Genomic DNA, 15,238 nt, shown 5'->3' with positions numbered 1-15,238 from the left:
CATTTTTATAAGAATCTAAAATTATCACCTTGTAAATAATTCTTTAAGATTTAAGCCATTAACACATTTTGTTTAAACAATTGGAATGCTATTTGCTTTTATATTTTAAATTAATTTATTTCAAGGAGTTTTTATGAGCATTTTCAATTTTAGCCAAGCTCGCGGTTTAGCTCAAGAAGCTTTAGATTATCGCTCCTTAAGACGCGATATAATCGCTGGAAATATCGCTAATGCCTCTACTCCTATGTATCGCCCAAAAGACATTAATTTTGAGCAAATGATGGCAAACAAAGCCGATGAAATCTTCAATCGCAATAGAAAAATGGAATTAGACTTGGCTTTAACTAATCCTAATCATCTCTTGCCCTTAGAAGAACTAGACAAGAATCGTTCAACCTTTTTCTATCGTGATGGGCATTTAGCTAGAAATGATGGAAATAGCGTAGATTTAGATATTGAAACAAGCGAAATGGCAAAAAACGATATTATGTATCAAGCTTTGGTGGGCGCTTTAAGGAAGCAAGGTGGGATTTTCTCTAATGCTATTGATTCAACAAAAAATATATAAGGGGGCAGTAAATGTTTTTATCTAGTTTTGATATTAGCGGTTATGGTTTATCTGCACAACGACAAAGGGTCAATCTAATCTCAAGCAATATTGCTAATGCAAACACTACAAGAACTGATGAGGGAGGACCTTATAGAAGGCGTGAATTGATTTTAAAAGCATTCGATTTTGATAAAGTTTTGAATCAAAAGTATGAAAAAAGCAATAATTTGCTAAAATATGAAGATCCATTGGATGAAATGGATAGTTTTAATGAGCAAAGAGAACCAAAACCTGCACTAATGAGCGTTTATGTGGATAAAATTGTCCGAGATGATTCACAACCAAAGATGAAATACGAGCCAAGTCATCCAGATGCAAACTCAGAAGGCTATGTGGCTTATCCAAATATCAATCCTGTCGTGGAAATGGCGGATTTGATTGAAGCTACAAAAGCTTATCAAGCCAATGTAGCAGCTTTTCAAAGTGCAAAAAATATGGCAAACAATGCGATCTCTATGTTCCAGGCATAAAGGATCATAAATGGAAATTAACAAATATGGAATAGATGCAGAAAAAATCAACTCCCAGCTTAAAGATGTCCCAAATTTATCGCCAAATCATAATTTAAACCCCCCAAGCAAAAGCTTTGGGAATATGCTAAAAGATGCTTTTGAAGAAGTAAATGAACGACAAAAAACGACTGAACAAGCAATAACAGATATGGCAACAGGACAGATAAAAGATATTCATCAAGCTGCTATTGCCATAGGTAAGGCTGAAAATAGTATGAAACTTATGCTTGAGGTGAGAAACAAAGCCATTAGCGCTTATAAAGAATTAATTAGAACACAAATTTAATGAATGATGCAGAATCTAAAAAAGCAGGTAAAATCCTGCTTATTTTCTTGATGATTGTAGGTGGATTCTGCATTTTTCTAGGCACAACCTTTTATCATATCTTTGCAGACAGAAAACTTCCAAATCTCCAAGCCAAACGCGTTGAAAATGCCATTAGGGGTTCAATTTATAGTAGCGATGGCTTTGTCCTAGCTTCAAGTAAAAAGGTTTATAAAGCTGTTGTTAATACTTACAATATTGATCCCCAAAAAAAAGATTTATTTGTAAATCTCTTTAGTATTTATAGCCAAATTCCTAAAAATGAAATTATCCATAAGCTACAAGAAAAAGGCAATGTTGTCTTGTCTTATGAAATTGATTCAAAAACAGCAAGTTATCTTAAACAGCTTAATATTAAACTCAATGCCCTTGATGTTTTTCGTTCCTATGAAAATGAAAATGGATATGTTTTTAAATACGGCTTATCAGTAGTTGAGAGCGGAGAATCGCGAGATTATCTCTACAATGATACAATGGAGCCTATTTTAGGCTATATCAATAAACAAAACGAAAGAGATTTTACACTTGTCAATGGAGTAAAAGGGATTGAAAAAAACTTCAATGAAGAGTTAAAACCTTTGAACGATTTATTAATCACTGGGGAACGCGATATTAGCTTTAATGTTATATTAAACAAAAATTCCACTTTTTTGGACAGAAAAGATGGATATAATGTTGTTTCAAGCATTCCTTTGAAATTGCAAAAAAAAGTTGAACGAATCATTGATGAAAATCAACAACAACTAAATGCCAAAGAAATTATCGTGGGGATTATGGAAAGCAAAAGTGGCAAGATTCTAAGTCTTGCAAGTAGTGCTAGATTTAATCCTAATGCTATTACCAAAAATGATTATCCAAATCTCAATGCAAGCGCAGTTGAATATTCCTATGAACCAGGCAGTATCATCAAGCCAATTATTTATTCAATCTTGCTAGATAAGAATCTTATTAACCCTAATGAAAAAATATTTTTAGAAGATGGGCGCTATAAACTGCGTAATTTTTATATCACAGATACGCGAAAACTAGGGGAAGTAAATCTTGAAGATATTTTATTATATTCAAGCAATATTGGTATGGCAAAAATCTCTCAACGCCTCAATCCAGAGGAATATTATGACAATCTACAGGCTTTTGGGTTTGGCAAAAAGAGCGGAATTGATTTGCCCTATGAAAAAACCGGAACAATCCCAGAAATCAGCCGTTTAAGAAGCGAAGTTTATAAAGCCACTGCTGCTTATGGATATGGCTTGAGAACAACCTTTATTCAAATGCTAAAGGCTTATAATATCATTGTAAATCACGGCGTTGCTTACACACCCTACTTGGTAGAATACCTTTATGATTCTAAAGGAAACCGCTATAAACTCAAACACGGAGATCCCATTAGAGTTATCCGCAGTGATACAGCCAAAAAAGTCAAGGAAACACTCATCAAAGTCGTTACTCAAGGAGGAGGAAAAAGAGCACAAGTTGCGGGTGTTATTATAGGGGGGAAAACAGGGACAGCCCATATTGCACAAGGCGGACAATATGTGCGCAAATACAATAGCTCTTTTTTTGGATTTGTTAGAGATAAAAATGAGAAAGAATACACCATTGGAATTTCTGTTTTTGAACCCAATGAAAAAAAGGCTTACTTTGCTGCAACAACAGCAATACCACTTTTTAAACAAGTTGTAGAATTGCTAATCAAAGAAAATTATCTCCAAGCAGAAGTAACAAAGTAATTTGACATTATTGGTCTTTTAGTAAAATTACTATAAAATAAAAATAAAGTTTAAAAAACAATAATCTCAAAAAATGAGCAACGATGGAAAAAAAGATTTTTGGAACATCCCTAGAAGCAAAAACTAGAGTATTAGTCTTTAATATCGCCTGTGGATTGCTTTCTTTAGCGGTTATTTCCTATGTGTTTTTCTATAGCTTAAAATACGATTACAACACGCTTTTTGCCGAGCACCACCAGTCTCTTGTTGAACTTGAAGAGTTGCGACAGATTCTAAATAACATAGAAAATCACTCAAACAACACAACACTTAGCCAATCTCAAATTTCCAAACTGCAAGATGAAATCAAAAAACATTGGGATTCATACAAAGCAAATGAAACCAAAAACTCCCAAAGAAACGATTTGATTTTATTGGCGCTGAGGATTTATGATTTTTTTGACAAACGCAACACTATTTTAAAAGAAAAAGAGAAGCTACTAAACAAACAAAGAGATTTTAACAAGCTTGATTCAAGCATTCAAATCTTTTTAAAGAATCTAAACATGCTCAAAGAAAATTCATTTGATTTTAAAAATCAAATCGTAATTTTAAATCAAGACATTTCCAATATCATTCTAAGTAGCCTTAATCTTGTGGAAATTAAAAAAGATAGAAATAGCGCACTGCATAATCTCTTACACATTTTGGTTTTAGTAATTATGTGCCTTATTGTGATAATTACAATACTACTTAGCCACCTAGTTTTGAGCAATATCAAGCATCTCCATAGCACTCTGGAAGCTAAAATCAAAGAAAAAACCAAAGAATTGCAAGATTTAAATGATTCCTTGCAAGAAACTATCAAAAAAGAAGTTTTAGAAAGTCGCAAAAAAGATCAAATTATGTATCAACAAGCAAGACTTGCGAGTATGGGAGAAATGATAGGAAACATTGCTCATCAATGGAGACAACCGCTTAATGCACTAATGCTCCTAATCCAAGCCTTTAAGGTAAAATCCCAAAATGGCAAACTCACGCCAGAATTTATCAACACACAAGTTAATGATGGCTTAAAGATTGCAAAAAAAATGTCTCAAACTATTGAAGATTTTAGAAACTTTTTTCACTCTTCAAGTTGCAAAGAATCTTTTGATTTAAAAGAAAATATTGAAGATTCTGTGTCTTTGGTTGAAATCTTTTTAAAACAAAATGAAATAGAACTTAGTATTGAATGTCCAGAAAATATTGTGGTTTATGGATATAAAAGCTCTTTTTCTCAAGTCTTGCTAAATCTCATTAAAAACTCTGAAGATGTTTTAAAAGAACGCCAAATCACACCTGCTAAAATTAGAATCTCTGCCTATATAAATCAATCTGAAAGCACACAAGAAGGCAAAAAACAAGAAGAATTTGTGCAAATACTTTTTATGGATAATGGTGGTGGGATTAGACTAAAAGATATTCAAAAAATCTTTGAACCCTATTTTACCACCAAACACAAATCCGTTGGAACAGGAATTGGGCTTTATATGTCTAAGCAAATTATTGAAAAGCAAATGCAAGGAAGTATTGAAGCTAAAAATGTTAAATGGAATCTAGATGCCAAGCTCTCTCCTGCAATAGAATGTTTGCAAGACTGCTCTAGTGAAAACAATCAATGCGGAGCATTATTTATCATTACCATACCACTTAAGAGTGAAGAATAGGAGGAAAAATGCTATCAAAAAATGATGAAGTTATGATAAAAAAAATCAAAGTTTTGTATGTTGAAGATGAAGAAGATATTTTGAAATTTGCCTCTATGGTGCTAGAAGACTATGTTGATAAGCTTTTTATCGCTCGCAATGGCAAAGAAGCACTAGAGATTCTCAAGCAAGAGGATATTGATTTAATTATTACTGATATTTTAATGCCCAAACTCAATGGAATTGACTTAATTAGAGAAATCAAAAAAAATCCTTTATGGGATATTGCAGTGATTGTAGCAACAGCCCATACTGAAACGCAATATCTATTAGACTGCATTGAACTTAAGGTTGATGGCTATATTTTAAAACCTATTGATGTAGAAGAGCTTTTAAAGACGATTCTAAAAGCGGTATTACCAAAATTCCAAGCCAATGAATTGCAAGCTAAAAATATTCTTTTAAATGCCATTTCAGTTTTTGTTGGTGGCAAAAAAATAGAAATCATTAAATACCTCATTGAAAACAGCGATTCAGAAAATATCTTTTATGGATCTTATGAAGACATTGTTCAGGAGCTTAGCGTGAGCAAACCAACGGTGGTAAAAACCTTTAGACAGCTTATCGATACAGGACTTTTAATCCGCCTAAAAAATAAAATTTACAAGATTCAACCAGACATTTCCCATTATAAAGAGTAATTTAATAAGCATCAGAGGGGATTTGTTGTAGAATCGCTATTTATTTTCTAAAATGGGCAAGATATGGAACATAATGAAGCTTTAGCCTTGAAATATCGTCCAATGGACTTTGATGAGCTAGTTGGGCAAGAATCAGTTAGTCGCACTCTCTCTTTGGCTTTAGAGAGCAAAAGATTATCTCATGCTTATTTATTTTCAGGACTTAGAGGAAGCGGAAAAACTTCAAGTGCTAGAATTTTTGCGCGCGCTTTACAATGTGAAAAAGGACCAAAAGCAAAACCTTGTGGTGTTTGTGCAAATTGCATTGCAGCAAACCCTCACAAAATGCGTCATATTGATATTATTGAGCTTGATGGAGCTTCTAGTCGCAAAATCGATGATATTAGAGATTTAATTGAACAAACCAAATATCATCCTAATATGGGGCGATATAAAATCTTTATCATCGATGAAGTGCATATGCTTACCAAAGAAGCCTTTAATGCACTACTAAAAACCCTAGAAGAACCTCCAGAATATGTTAAATTTATCCTAGCCACCACCGATCCTTTGAAACTACCTGCGACTATTCTTAGTCGCACACAGCATTTTAGATTCAAAAGAATCTCTGAAAAAAATATTTTTGAGCATTTAAAAAATATTTTACACAAAGAAAATATCACCTATCAAGACGAAGCACTTAATATGTTAATCCGCAGTGGATCTGGCTCTCTAAGAGATACTTTAACGCTACTAGATCAAGTTATTATCTATTCTAACTACAATATCACCTCTGATTCTTGTGCCAATATGCTTGGGCTTATTAATCCCCAAAGTCTTAATATACTTTTTGAAGAGATTTTTCAAAAAGACAAAGAATCGCTACTTAAACACATTGAAGGATTTTCTGAATACGAATGCGAAATGCTTTTAGATGAAATGGCAATCTTTTTAAAAGAAAAACTTCTAAGGGGCGAGGATACGCGCTATAGTGCAACAATTATTGATCGATTCTTTCGAATCATCACCCAAGCTAAAGAACTTTTGTCTTTAGGAAGTGATGATAGTTTTGTACTTACTTTATCCATCTTTAAAATGCTTGAAGCCCTAAAGATTCAAGAGATTGACAAAGCCATTGAAATGCTAGAAAAAGGACTAACACTCCCTAGCAAAGAAAATCAAGCCAAAGACCAACCAAAAACCCTAGAGCAACCCCTTAAAATCACTCAAACTAATCCAACAATCACTGAAATTCAAGCTCAATCTTCCAATCAAACTCACATAAGCAATTTCAATCCCGCACAAAAAGGTGAGGATTTGTTTGCCTTACTAGTGCAAAAAATTTATGAAAGGAATTTTGAATTAGGGGAAATTTTTGAAAAAAATATTCATTTTGTCTCTTATGAAAATGGGGTTTTAGTTTGGGAAACCACTGCTCAAGATTCCGATAAAGAACGGCTAAAAAATAGCTACACTAATATCATTAAAGGATTTGTTCTAGAAATTTTTGGGATACAAACTCAAATCAAACCTGTCATCAAAGAACCAAAAATTTCCCAAACACCTTTAACCAGCACACAAGAATCAGAACCAAAGCAACAAGCACAAAATATTTCTGATTCTAATGATGCACAAGATTCTAATCCCGCAAAACCTAATTCCACAGAATCATCAAAATCAAATACCACATTAAATACCCCTAAAACAACCATACAATCCACAGAAGCACAGCCCACTCACAAAAGCATTCAAGATGAAGTTAATGAAGCCTTAGGGCTTCCTATTTTACAAGAAGCAAGGCAACTCTTAGAAATCAAGCAAATCAAAGTTCGCCCCAAAAACGGAGAATAAATGAAAAGCTTAGTTTTAGATGAGAATTCACTTCACCAATTATGCGAGACTTTGGATCTAAAAAATCAACGCGGTATTTATTTGTTAAAAGGAGATTTAGCCAGTGGAAAAACCACTTTAGTTAAAGCAATGGTGCAATATTTAGGCAATTCTAGCGTGGTTACTTCGCCTACTTTTTTATTGGCGCAAGATTATGGAGAGGGAATCTATCATTATGATATTTATCAAAAGAATCTAGAAGAGCTTTTAGAAATCGGATTTTTAGAAGAGCTTGAAAAAGAGGGTTGGCATTTTATAGAATGGGGTGATGAAAAATTAGCTAAAATATTAAAACAAATTGGTATGGATTTTAAAAGCATTGAAATCCTTCCAAAACAACACTTAAGGGAATATAGAATTGATGCATAAGCTAGAAGCAAAAAACTTAGTTAAAATTATCAAAAAAAATAAGATTATTTCTGATATTTCTATGGAAGTAAGAAGTGGCGAAGTTGTCGGTCTTTTAGGACCAAATGGCGCAGGAAAAACAACAAGCTTTTATATTATTTGTGGGCTTTTGTTGCCAAGTAGCGGAAAGGTCTTTTTTGACAACAAAGACATTACAGGACTAAGTTTGCATAAGCGCTCTCAATTAGGGATTGGTTATTTACCCCAAGAATCAAGTGTTTTTAAAGATCTAAGTGTTGAAGAGAACCTAATGATTGCCGCTGAAATTTGCTTAGACAGCGAAAAGGAACGCTACAAACGCACCGAAGAATTATTAGAAGAATTTAATATTGAACCCATTCGCAACAGAAAAGGTGTTAATCTAAGTGGTGGAGAGCGGAGACGCGTGGAGATTGCTAGAGCGCTGATTAAAAAGCCAAAATTCATCTTGCTTGATGAGCCTTTTGCAGGAGTAGATCCCATTGCTGTTTTAGACATTCAAAACATTATCAAAAAACTTTTAAATTTTGGCATTGGTGTTTTGATTACCGATCACAATGTCCGAGAAACGCTAAGTGTGTGTCATCGCGCCTATGTAATCAACAAAGGAATGTTGCTTGCTAGTGGAAATTCAAATGAAATCTATGAAAATGAACTCGTAAGAAGACATTATTTGGGAGATCATTTTAAGGTATGAAATTAAGAACCCAAGCCTCCGCTACTCTAAAAACAAAGCTTTCCTCTACACTAAAAAGTTGGCTACCCATACTCCAAAGTAGCACTCTAGAGCTAGAAGAAACACTAGGAGAATTTGCAAAAGAAAATCCCTATGTTGAAATCAAATCAGCAATGGCAACTGACTTTTCCTCTGAAAGAAAAAAACGCAAAGAGGGACCAAGAGGGCTTAGGAGCGTTGAAAATGATGGAATTGAGAGATTTTGCATTCAAGAAGAAAGTCTAGAAGAAATGCTAAAATCCCAAATAGTTCCACCCCTATTTCCTACAAAAACTTCACAAGCTATTGCTGAAAAAATCATCGAAAATCTAAATGAAGAGGGGTATTTTGATGGCGATAAAGAAAAAATTGCCAAGGAATGCCAAAGCAATAGCCTAGAAGTTGAAAAGATTCGCAGACGATTTGCTTATTTAGATCCTGCAGGAATCGCAGCTGAAAATCTCATAGAATCTTTTTATTTTCAATTAGAGAATATGGATGTTGCTGATTCTATTTATAGTGTGTGTTTGAAGCTTATTGGCGATTTAGAAAATCACACAAAATACAAAGAAGACAAAAACTATACTCAAGCAATGCGTGTAATTTCCAGCTTTAAAAACCCTCCTGCTTTAGATTTTTATCAAAAAGAAGCAGCTATTATTCCAGATATTTTAGTGATTCAAGAATTAAATAATATTCAAGTTCAAATCAATGAAAAATACTATCCAAGCATTGAAATTGAAACACAAAAAAAAGATTCCAAAGAAAAAATCAAAGATGAATTCATAAAAAGCAAAATTAAAGATGCTAGGGATTTAGTGGATGCTCTAGAAATGCGCAAAGCCACGCTCTATAAAATAGGCTTAATGATTGTGGAATATCAATATGACTTTTTTATGGGCGGAGAAATAAAGCCTATGAAGCTAAAGGATTTAGCAGAGGAATTTGGGCATGCACCAAGCACAATTTCTAGAGCCATTTCAAATAAATTTTTAGAATGTGCTAGAGGAATTTTTCCCCTAAGGAATTTCTTTGCCACAGCCCTAGATGAAGACACTTCTAACACCACAATCAAAGAATTTGTAAGCGAACTTATCAAAAACGAAAACAAGCAAAAACCCCTTAGCGACAATAGAATCTTAGAACTCATTGAACAAAAATTTAATCTCAAAATTGTGCGAAGAACGATTACAAAATATCGCGCACAACTCAACATAGCAAGCTCTAGCGAACGCAAAAAACTTTATAAAATATCTCTTAATTCACATTGACTTTAGGTTTGTATTTTATACTTCTGCTACAAAAAAATTATAAGGAGCTTAACATGAAAGCAAAAACCATAATTTCTATTTTAGTTGGCACAGCCTTAAGTGCTTCTATAGCCTTAGCAGCAGATTTTTCAAAAAAGAGCAATGATGAACTCATCAATCTTTCAGGAAAAGTAACTCCAAAAGACTATCCAGATTATAAAATGGAGATTCACAAAAGAACACAAAAAATGACACTCAAAGAGGGTAGAGATTTTAGAAAACAACTAAGAGACAAAAGACAAAGCGTTTATGAGCAAATGACATTAAAAGAATACAGAGAATATCAAGATGCAATCGCTAAAGAAACAGCTAAAAGAATCGATTCAATGAGTGAAAAAGAAGCCTATGAAAGTGGGCTATTAAGAAAATACCACAAGAATCAATGTAAAGGCAACAGAGAACCAAATGGGGGCGATTACCCAAATAGGGGATATAAAGAATGTCCAATTGGTCCAAGACCATAAATCTTGCGCAACGCTTTAGTTGCGTAAGCAAAGGAGATAAATGAGCGCAAAAATATTGCTATTAGAAGATGATATGGCATTACAAGAAATTATTGCAGAATGCCTTAGTGAAGAGGGCTATGAAGTAGTTTGTTGTAATGATGGGATAGAAGCATCTAATAAAGCATATGAAGAAAATTTTGATTGTTTATTGCTTGATGTGATGGTCCCCAATATAAATGGATTTGAAACCCTAAAAAATATTCGCAAAAGTGGCAAACAAACACCTGCAATCTTTATTACTGCCTTAAATAGCATTAAAGATTTGGAAGTGGGTTTTAAAAGCGGTTGTGATGATTATTTGCGCAAACCCTTTGAACTTTCAGAATTGCTTTTGCGCTTAGAAGCATTGCTTAAGCGAAGTAATCGTATTAATTTATATGACTTTGAAAATGGTTATAGCTTTGATTGCAAAGAAGGAATTTTATATTTCGAAGGAAAACCTTATAGATTATCTAACAAAGAGCGAGAATTACTCAAAATCCTTTTGGTTAATGAAAATCACTTTGTCCCATTAGAAGAAATTTTTAATACCCTTTGGGACTATGGAGAAGAACCAAGCGAACTTAGTTTGCGTGTGTATATCAAAAATTTACGACAAATTGTAGGAAAAGATAATATTCTTACGCGCAGGGGCGAAGGGTATTGCTATAGAAAGTCTATCCAATGAATGAAAGCAGAAAAATTGCCTTAAAAATTAGCTTACTTTACACCATTACAAGTTTTATTTTTTTAATTGTTGTGTTTTATGGTTGGTATCAAAAAGAAAAACAATCTCTTATTGAAGAAAGAACACTGCAACTCCGAGAATTGGCACATAATCTAGCAATATATCTACAAGAAAAATCGCAAACAAAGCCCAACGATCTCCTTCAATTATTGCAAGAAAGTGCTAAAGAATTAGACATTTCTTTTTCTTTAAATAAAGAAAATGGAGAAGTGATTTTTAGTGCGTTAAAAAATCCTATCACCAAAAGGGATTTTAGGAATCTTTTAACAAGAAAAGGAACTCCTATTAATTTCAAAAAAAATCACAAATACACTGATAAAATCATCATCATTGAAGACAATGTTTATTTGGTAACCCAAAGAATGGGGGGAAGATTTTGGCGCTTAGTAAATTTAGAACTTCACAAAAAAAATTTGCACAATCAGCCTTATTGGCGTGATGATTTTTTTATGATTATCCAAGATAATGGTATTTTAAGAGAAATTCACACTCTGTGGTTGTTAATTGGTGGAAGTTTTTTATTAGCTCTTTTTGGAATGAGTGTAATAGCTTATTTCTTAGTTCGTTTAAGCCTAAAGCCCTTGGAAGAAAAAATAGAAATTCTTAATCGTTTCATCAAAGATTCCACGCATGAAATCAACACCCCCTTAAGCATTATTCTAATGAGTATTGAGAGAATCAAAAAAGAAAATCTTAAAGAACAAGATTTTCAGAAATTACAACGAATCAAAATGGCAGCCAACACACTAGAGCAAATTTATCAAGACTTAGTTTTTTATAATTTTTCTCATATTCAAGAAAATAGCCTAGAAGAAATCGCTATGGATTGCTTATTAAAAGAAAGAATTTCTTATTTTGAACCCTTTTATAAGAAAAAAAATATCACCATAACCCTAAAAACAAATCAAAGCCTATTAAAAGCAAATAAGAATCGCATTATTAGAATGGTGGATAATTTGCTAGATAACGCCCTTAAATACACCTATAATGGCGGAAATGTGGAAGTAATCATAGATAAAAATACTTTAATTATCAAAGACAATGGCTGTGGAATACCCAAAACACACCTAAAGCGCATTTTTGAGCGATATTATCGCTACAATAAAGATCAGGGTGGATTTGGAATAGGATTGGCACTTGTTAAAAAGATTTGCGATTCTTATAAAATAGACATTCAATGCCAAAGTATAGAAAAAAAAGGAACAACTTTTATCCTAAAATGGTAAGAAACAAAAAAATCTTGCAAAGTTTGCACAAGCTAAATAAAATTTGGCTATAATCTATGTTTTAATCAAGAAGGTTGGTAGATGCTAAATAAAATCATTGAAAATGCCTTCAAACAGGCAATAGAAGACACTTTAGATAAGACACCCCAAGTTGCAAATGAAAAGCTACTTGAAGGTTTTTTATCTAGCATTGATGTTATGTATGATGATGGAGAGAAAACCACTATTACTTTTATTAGCACAAAAGAATTTTTAGAGATTTTTGGTGGCGGATTGTTGGGGGAAGAAGAGTTTGATGAATTAACCCTAAAAGATCTTTCTCAAGAACTTGCCAATCTCACCATCGGACTAGCCAAAGTTTTAGCAGTTACTGAGGGAGTGAAATTTAACATCTCAACTCCAAAAGTTTATGGCTATGGAGAATTTAAAGATTCATCTACTAAAAGCCTTAATTTTACCCTAGAGGGCACAAAATGCTCCCTTTTTATCCATATTTAAAATAAAGCAGAGAAAATGCCAGCAGATGAATTTACTTTAGCCAAGATACAAGCGCCAAAACAAGAAGATTTAGCTCGCTATCTTGAAGGAATCATAAATAACTATGGCGGATTGCTAGATATGAAAGTATCCTTTCATGCCGAGCTTGGATCTGCAAAGATTCCACTCTTAGAGATTCTACGCTTTGAAAAAGGCTCTATTATTGATTTGCAAAAACCAGCAGGAGAGAGTGTAGAGATTTATATTAATGGCAGAATCGTAGGCAAAGGTGAAGTTATGGTTTATGAAAAGAATCTTGCTATTAGGGTAAATGAAATTTTAGATTCTAATGCCATTATTTATTATCTCACGAGAGAAAGTATTAGCGCGGTATGAAAATATTATTTTGGATTTTATTTTGCCTATCTATTAACCTAGCACAAGACAAAGTAGAATCAACCAAAATCTTAGAAGAAAGCAATAAAACTTTTCCCTTTGAAATGGCTAAGTCGCCTTTGGAGAGTATTAATGTGTTTCAATATAGTGGCGTGATTCTTATTTTAGTCGGACTTCTAGTGTTGCTATGGTATGTTCGCAAAAGAGTTTATTATAAAGACAACAATAACTTTTTGGATTTTTTCAAAAAAAATCCAAAGGATTTTCCTATTACAATTCTCTCTAGCACTCCTTTATCGCTTAATGCCAAGCTAATAGTTTTTGAGCTTTACAAAATGCGCTATATTGTAATATTAAACCAAAATGGAGCCACTTTAATTGATAAATATCCTATAGAAGATTTTGGGGAATTATTTAAGCAAGAAAAGCAATAAATGAAAAATAATCTCATTGCGTTTTTTTTATCGCTATTAATTCACTTTATTATTTTACTATTGATTTTTATCAAATTACCCCAAGATGATTCCTACAAACCACCCAAACACGGAAGCAAGGAAGGGGAGCGTATTAGCATTAAAGATTTTAAATTCTCCCAAGCCACGCAAAATCTCCCGCAAAATCCACCAACCCCTACACAGCCACAAGAATCAGCGCCTTTAACCACAAAAGAAGAATCTAAAAACACAAAAAACGATAAACCAACACCAAAGACCAAGGAATCAAAACCCAAAACCACAAAAGATTCTAAGACAAAACAACCCACCCCTAAACCTACTCCCCAAAAAGCAAACAAATCAACTCCAAACCCTCTTGCCTCTTCTCTTAAAAACAAGCCCACTTCAAAACCCTCCTCTCCTTCAATCTATAACTATAGCAATAATATGGAAAATCAAGAAATTAAAGAATTGTATGGGGAAGATTTGTATTCTTTAAATTATGAAGAAAGAAAATTCATAGAAGACAATCTAAGTAGCATAGGCAAAATCACACAACAATATCTAAAATACCCACAAATTGCCGGAAGAATGGGACAACAAGGCGATAATATTGTGGAATTTTATTTGCACCCAAATGGAGACATTTCAGATCTAAAACTACTCACACCAAGCGGTTTTAGACTTTTAGATGACAATAGTCTCCATACCATTGAAATTGCTTACAAAGACTATCCCTATCCTGCAGTTAAAACCAAAATTAGAATCCGTGTAATGTATCGAATCTATTGATTCCTAAAATCTTTATACTCCCTAGGAATCAAACAATCATTAACATCAAGAATCTGCGGACATAATTTATTATCAAATCCAAGTTTAAAAAGCATATTAATTGCTTCAAGTTGCTTATTGCTTAGTGAGATTGAATCTTCATTGGCATAGAGATTAAGATAATGCTCTAACTTCTTTGAATCAACGCGAACTAGATTCCTTTCTAAAAGCATTTTAGAAAGAAGTGATTTGTTTTTTAGCGCAACTCTAACAGCTTGAGTGAGTATCTCTTCACACTCTATAGCAATGCTAAGTGGCAAAGATCGGCGAATACACATTCCCCCTAAGGGAAGAGGGAGATTTTGACAATTCAAATCACTCCAAATATCCCAAATTTCACATTCAACTTCAAGATTAGAATCATATTGCAAAATAGATTCGTGAATTAAAACTCCCGCATCAACCTCATCTTCCAAAACCGCTTTTTCAATTTCCAAAAAATTTTTATAATAGATTCTTGCGTGAGGATAAGCAATTTTAAAAATCATTGCATTAGTCGTGTGTTTGCCACTTAGAGCCACTTTAAAATTCTTTTTAAGTGTTTTGCCTTTTTTTTTAATCAATTTAGGTCCATACCCCTCACCAAAACTAACGCCCGTTCTTAATAGGGCTTGTTCTTGAGCCAAAAAAGGATACACCCCAAAAGAAATAGCTGAAATATCCAATACACCTTCCAATGCCATTTCATTTAAAGTTTGTATATCTAAAGCTTGATTTTCAAAAGCAATAGTATTGCCTACCCAGCCAAACGCAATAGCATAATACATAAAAAGATCATCAGCATCTGGTGAATGCCCTATTTGTATAGTCCTCAT

At 33.3% G+C, this 15,238-nt stretch carries 18 protein-coding genes; 17 read left to right on the top strand and 1 reads right to left on the bottom strand.

Going from position 1 to position 15,238, the window contains the following annotated elements; translation table 11 throughout:
* Positions 1-133 precede the first annotated feature (133 nt).
* The 17 genes from flgB to MKD52_RS01890 all read left to right on the top strand — a co-directional run bounded on the left by flgB (position 134) and on the right by MKD52_RS01890 (position 14,384).
* Complete coding sequence (gene flgB, locus MKD52_RS01970) at positions 134-568, top strand: flagellar basal body rod protein FlgB (RefSeq protein ID WP_242099076.1); 435 nt, start codon at positions 134-136, stop codon at positions 566-568.
* A gap of 11 nt (positions 569-579) precedes the next feature.
* Positions 580-1,080 carry a flagellar basal body rod protein FlgC gene (flgC, locus tag MKD52_RS01965; protein WP_112057164.1) on the top strand — a complete coding sequence of 167 codons (501 nt, stop codon included), beginning with the start codon at positions 580-582 and terminating at the stop codon, positions 1,078-1,080.
* Positions 1,081-1,090: 10 nt separating this feature from the next.
* The gene (fliE, locus tag MKD52_RS01960) at positions 1,091-1,408 is read left to right on the top strand and encodes a flagellar hook-basal body complex protein FliE (RefSeq protein WP_112057165.1); all 318 of its coding nucleotides are present in this window, start codon (positions 1,091-1,093) and stop codon (positions 1,406-1,408) included.
* Positions 1,408-3,177 carry a penicillin-binding protein 2 gene (locus MKD52_RS01955; protein ID WP_242099075.1) on the top strand — a complete coding sequence of 590 codons (1,770 nt, stop codon included), beginning with the start codon at positions 1,408-1,410 and terminating at the stop codon, positions 3,175-3,177. Before fliE ends, MKD52_RS01955 begins: the two co-directional genes overlap by 1 nt.
* 83 nt (positions 3,178-3,260) lie before the next feature.
* On the top strand, positions 3,261-4,865 hold the full coding sequence (locus tag MKD52_RS01950) for a HAMP domain-containing sensor histidine kinase (protein ID WP_242099074.1): 1,605 nt from the start codon (positions 3,261-3,263) through the stop codon (positions 4,863-4,865).
* 8 nt (positions 4,866-4,873) lie between these two features.
* Positions 4,874-5,545, top strand: a complete 672-nt coding sequence (locus MKD52_RS01945; RefSeq protein WP_112057168.1) for a response regulator — start codon at positions 4,874-4,876, stop codon at positions 5,543-5,545.
* Between the two features lie 63 nt (positions 5,546-5,608).
* The gene (locus tag MKD52_RS01940; RefSeq protein ID WP_112057169.1) at positions 5,609-7,375 is read left to right on the top strand and encodes a DNA polymerase III subunit gamma/tau; all 1,767 of its coding nucleotides are present in this window, start codon (positions 5,609-5,611) and stop codon (positions 7,373-7,375) included.
* Positions 7,376-7,783, top strand: coding sequence for a tRNA (adenosine(37)-N6)-threonylcarbamoyltransferase complex ATPase subunit type 1 TsaE (gene tsaE / locus MKD52_RS01935; RefSeq protein ID WP_112057170.1), 408 nt, complete (start codon positions 7,376-7,378; stop codon positions 7,781-7,783).
* Positions 7,776-8,498 carry an LPS export ABC transporter ATP-binding protein gene (gene lptB, locus MKD52_RS01930; protein ID WP_242099073.1) on the top strand — a complete coding sequence of 241 codons (723 nt, stop codon included), beginning with the start codon at positions 7,776-7,778 and terminating at the stop codon, positions 8,496-8,498. The genes tsaE and lptB overlap by 8 nt, the downstream gene beginning before the upstream one ends.
* A complete protein-coding gene (locus tag MKD52_RS01925) occupies positions 8,495-9,787 on the top strand; it encodes an RNA polymerase factor sigma-54 (RefSeq protein WP_242099072.1) in 1,293 nt (430 codons plus the stop codon). The genes lptB and MKD52_RS01925 overlap by 4 nt, the downstream gene beginning before the upstream one ends.
* 53 nt (positions 9,788-9,840) lie before the next feature.
* Positions 9,841-10,290, top strand: a complete 450-nt coding sequence (locus MKD52_RS01920) for a DUF1104 domain-containing protein (protein ID WP_242099071.1) — start codon at positions 9,841-9,843, stop codon at positions 10,288-10,290.
* A gap of 40 nt (positions 10,291-10,330) precedes the next feature.
* Positions 10,331-10,999 (top strand): response regulator transcription factor, encoded by a 669-nt coding sequence (locus MKD52_RS01915; protein WP_242099070.1) that lies wholly within the window; start codon positions 10,331-10,333, stop codon positions 10,997-10,999.
* Positions 10,996-12,285, top strand: a complete 1,290-nt coding sequence (locus MKD52_RS01910; protein WP_242099069.1) for a HAMP domain-containing sensor histidine kinase — start codon at positions 10,996-10,998, stop codon at positions 12,283-12,285. Before MKD52_RS01915 ends, MKD52_RS01910 begins: the two co-directional genes overlap by 4 nt.
* A gap of 81 nt (positions 12,286-12,366) precedes the next feature.
* On the top strand, positions 12,367-12,783 hold the full coding sequence (locus MKD52_RS01905) for a hypothetical protein (protein WP_112057176.1): 417 nt from the start codon (positions 12,367-12,369) through the stop codon (positions 12,781-12,783).
* Positions 12,784-12,798: 15 nt separating this feature from the next.
* The gene (gene fliN, locus MKD52_RS01900; RefSeq protein WP_112057177.1) at positions 12,799-13,158 is read left to right on the top strand and encodes a flagellar motor switch protein FliN; all 360 of its coding nucleotides are present in this window, start codon (positions 12,799-12,801) and stop codon (positions 13,156-13,158) included.
* Entirely contained in the window at positions 13,155-13,592 is a 438-nt protein-coding gene (locus tag MKD52_RS01895) for a hypothetical protein (protein WP_242099068.1), read from the top strand. The genes fliN and MKD52_RS01895 overlap by 4 nt, the downstream gene beginning before the upstream one ends.
* On the top strand, positions 13,593-14,384 hold the full coding sequence (locus MKD52_RS01890) for an energy transducer TonB (RefSeq protein WP_242099067.1): 792 nt from the start codon (positions 13,593-13,595) through the stop codon (positions 14,382-14,384). It abuts the gene before it with no gap.
* Here the strand turns inward: MKD52_RS01890 and MKD52_RS01885 are convergent.
* Positions 14,378-15,238, bottom strand: a complete 861-nt coding sequence (locus tag MKD52_RS01885; RefSeq protein WP_112057180.1) for an MqnA/MqnD/SBP family protein — start codon at positions 15,236-15,238, stop codon at positions 14,378-14,380. The two genes, MKD52_RS01890 and MKD52_RS01885, sit on opposite strands and share 7 nt — an antisense overlap.

Source organism: Helicobacter sp. CaF467b (genome assembly GCF_022664765.1).
Taxonomy (GTDB): Bacteria; Campylobacterota; Campylobacteria; order Campylobacterales; family Helicobacteraceae; genus Helicobacter_D; species Helicobacter_D colisuis.
This window is presented reverse-complemented; position numbering and strand designations above follow the sequence as displayed.